Origin of the sequence: Streptomyces sp. OfavH-34-F, assembly GCF_022347745.1 — a bacterium.
GTDB lineage: Bacteria > Actinomycetota > Actinomycetes > Streptomycetales > Streptomycetaceae > Streptomyces.
In genome coordinates this window covers 1-2,721 of the sequence record NZ_JAKRGC010000517.1, presented here as the reverse complement: position 1 = coordinate 2,721, position 2,721 = coordinate 1, and the positions used below count along the sequence as shown (strand labels likewise).

The 2,721-nt window shown below is 76.6% G+C and carries 3 protein-coding genes; all 3 read left to right on the top strand.

Going from position 1 to position 2,721, the window contains the following annotated elements; translation table 11 throughout:
• Positions 1-6: 6 nt before the first annotated feature.
• Positions 7-1,224, top strand: a complete 1,218-nt coding sequence (locus tag MHW47_RS34235) for a hypothetical protein (protein WP_374230192.1) — start codon at positions 7-9, stop codon at positions 1,222-1,224.
• A 98-nt stretch (positions 1,225-1,322) separates the two neighbouring features.
• The gene (locus MHW47_RS34230) at positions 1,323-1,484 is read left to right on the top strand and encodes a hypothetical protein (RefSeq protein WP_239227739.1); all 162 of its coding nucleotides are present in this window, start codon (positions 1,323-1,325) and stop codon (positions 1,482-1,484) included.
• Positions 1,485-1,614: 130 nt separating this feature from the next.
• Positions 1,615-2,721, top strand: a 1,107-nt coding sequence (locus MHW47_RS34225) for a sensor histidine kinase (RefSeq protein ID WP_239227738.1), incomplete at its 3' end; no start/stop codon positions are given.

The following is a 2,721-nucleotide window of genomic DNA, read 5'->3' as shown; positions in this document are numbered from 1 at the left end:
GGCGCCGTGCCGGAGGCCCCGGCCCTCGCCGTCCGGGTCCGCCCGGCCGCCGACCGCGCCGCCCCCACCCGCCCCGCCGCACGCCCTGCCGTCCGCCCCGCCGAAACGGTCCTGCCCCCGTTCGTGCTCGCCGGGAACGGGGCCTACGGGGCCCGGCTGGCCGTCGCCGCCACGGAAGGGGGCGAGGGTGCCCGGTTCGTCGAGCGGTGGACGCTCGACGGGCCCGAGCCGTATGCCGTGCCGCTGCCCACCGGCCAGCCGGAGGAGGCGGAGGCCCAGGTGCTGCCGCTCGCCGACGGGCGGGTGCTGGTCCGGCGCCGGGTCGCCGAGCGCCACACCTTCTCGCTGCTCTACCCGACCGGCCCCGGTACGGGCGAGGTGCTGCTCGGAGCCGTCGAACGGGACGCGCTGACCCTGTTGCCGCCGTCCCCGGACGGGGTGAGCGCCTACGCCCTGTCGGCCGGTGCGTACTCCACGGGGCTGTGGCGGGTGGCGGGCGGGCCGGGCGGCCCCGAGCACCTGGTGGATCTGCCGGGCCGCTGCTCCGGCGGGGTCTGGCTGGACCGGGCCGGCCGGCTGCTCGCCCTGGACCGGGAGCCGGCGGGCGGCGGCCCGGTGAAGACGGTCGCCGTGGACCTGGAACGGGGCGCCGGAATGACGCCGCTGCTCCAGATCGCGCCGGAGAGCGACGACCGGCTGCTGCTCGCCGACCCGGACAGCGGCCTGCTGCTGATCCGCTCGGACGCGCCCGGGCAGGACCGGCTCGGCTGGGGGGTGCTCGGCAGCAGCCTGCCGGTCCGTTTCCCGGAGTGCCTGCGGCTGCCGGAGTGCGCGGTGACGCCGTTCGCCGTGCAGCCGGGGCAGTCGCTGATGCCGGAGAGCTGCGCCGTCGCGCTGCGGATCGACGGCGCGGAGGGCACCTGGATCGGCCTGTGGCGTCCGTCCGGCCGCCGGCTGCACCAGGTCGCGGCGCCCGCGGGCTGGCTGGGCGGCAGCGGGGTGTGGTCGCCGGACGGGGTGCTGAAACTGCCGTACGCGGAGGGCGGGACGGGCTGCGCGGTGGCGCTCCTCGGCATGCCGGAAGAGACGGAACCGGAGGGCCGCGAAAGTGAGAGGCAACCTTCCGGCGCGCCGGTTCCTCTTCCCGCGTGTACCCCGGTTCCCTTGGGGCAGGCGCCCCTCGTGGGGCGCCCGAGCCCCGAGCCGGGGCCCGGGCTCACGTAACCGTGCGCCGCGGTCACCGACCGCGGCCGTCCCGGACGACGGTGGCGTGACGCTCCGGTCGACACACACGCACGCGATCACAACGGGGTGAATCCCACATGTCCGAGGCGCACACCGACACGACCCCGACATACCCGCCGCTCGCGGCGGCCGGCGGCTCCGGAAAGCACCGGGGAGGCGTGGCGACGGAGGAGTCGGCGGACCGGCCGGCCGGTCGCCACCGCCGTCCCGCGCAGGAAGGCGGCGCGGCGGCGGCCTGACCGCCGCGCGGGGAAGTACAGCGGGAGCCACCCGGACGGCCGCACGGCCTTCCGGGTGGCTCCCGCTGTTCTGGGCGTACGCGGTGATCTCGTACCGTCGGTCCGTCAGGACCGTGTGACGGGAGCCGAGATGCCACGGAACGGAAGACCCCCGCGCGAGGAGCGCCGGCGAATACGCGGGGAGCGCCGCAGGCCCGGACCGCCGACGCCCTACGCGCTGCTGCCCTGGCTGCTGATGGGTCTGGGCGCCTTCTCCGAACTCATCCGGGGCGAGACCCCCCTTCCGTGGCTCGGCGGTCCGGGCCTGGTGGCCTTCGCCTCGCTGTACGTCTCGGTGGTCTTCCGGGGCTTCGTGAAGGAGAAGCGCGAGAGCCCGGTGACGTATGTGCTGCTCGGCTCGCTGGCGGCGCTCACGTTCGCGCTGGCGATCGGCTACGGCGACAGCTGGCTGCTGTTCTTCCCGCTGCTGTCGCTGGCCGCCGGCACCGTCCTGCGCCACCGTCTGCTGGTGGCCGGGCTGCTGGGGCTCGCGGCGGCGGCGTGCGCGATCGCGGTGTGGCGCGGGGACAGCGCGTCCCCGCCGTGGACGCTGGGGTACGGGACGTTCATCTCCGGGGCCGTGACGTCGGCGATCCTGCGGCTGGCGGAGACGGTGACGGAACTGCGCGCCACCCGGCAGGAGTTGGCGCGCGCCGCGGTGGAGCGGGAGCGACTGCGCTTCTCCCGGGATCTGCACGACCTGCTGGGCCACACGCTCTCGGTCGTCGTGGTGAAGTCGGAGGCCGCCCGCAGGCTCGCCCCGCGCGACCTGGACGCGGCGCTCTCCCAGGTCGCCGACATCGAGTCGGTGGGCCGCCAGGCGCTCACCGAGATCCGCGAGGCGGTCACCGGCTACCGCGAGGGCAGCCTGGCCACCGAGCTGGACCGGGCCGGGTCCGCGCTGACCGCCGCCGGTGTCGAACCGGTCGTCCGGCGCTCCGGGTTGCCGCTCGCCCCACAGACCGAGGCGCTGCTGGGGTGGGTGGTGCGGGAGGCCGTCACCAATGTCGTCCGCCACTCGACGGCGACGCGCTGCGTGTTCACGGTCGACGGGTCCGGCGAGCGGGTCCGGCTCACGGTGGCCGACGACGGGCGGGGCCGGCCGCCCGGGCCCGCGCCGGCACCGGGCATCGGCGGCACGGGGCTGAAGGGGCTGACCGAACGGCTGGCCGCGGCGGGCGGTTCGCTGGTGGCGGGG